This window comes from Shigella sp. SIG3 (assembly GCF_053555855.1).
In genome coordinates this window covers 1-356 of record NZ_JBQZXE010000339.1, presented here as the reverse complement: position 1 = coordinate 356, position 356 = coordinate 1, and the positions used below count along the sequence as shown (strand labels likewise).

Genomic DNA, 356 nt, shown 5'->3' with positions numbered 1-356 from the left:
TGACCGTTCTCATGCGGTGGTTGTTACGGTGTCGGACCGGCGCTACCGCCTGAAAGGGCTGCAGACGGGTGAGGTGGCGGTCTATGACGATCAGGGGCAGTCCGTGACGCTGACCCGGGAGGGGATTGTGGTGGACGGTGCAGGTAAAACGATCACGTTTCGCAATGCACCTGAAGCACGTTTTGAAATGGACCTGGAAGTGACCGGACAGGTGAAAGACCTGTGCGACTCCGGCGGCACCACCATGTCAGCGATGCGGCTTGCCTATAACGGGCATCGTCACAGAGAGAACGGTCAGGGCAGTAACACCGACAAACCTGATAAAGCGATGGAGGCATGATGGAACTGTGGCTGAT

The 356-nt window shown here is 57.9% G+C and carries 1 pseudogene; it reads left to right on the top strand.

Annotated features, from left to right (window positions below):
- Window positions 1-340: pseudogene (locus ACUU1I_RS21305) on the top strand (baseplate assembly protein); the annotation flags it as partial.
- Between the last annotated feature and the right edge of the window lie 16 nt (window positions 341-356).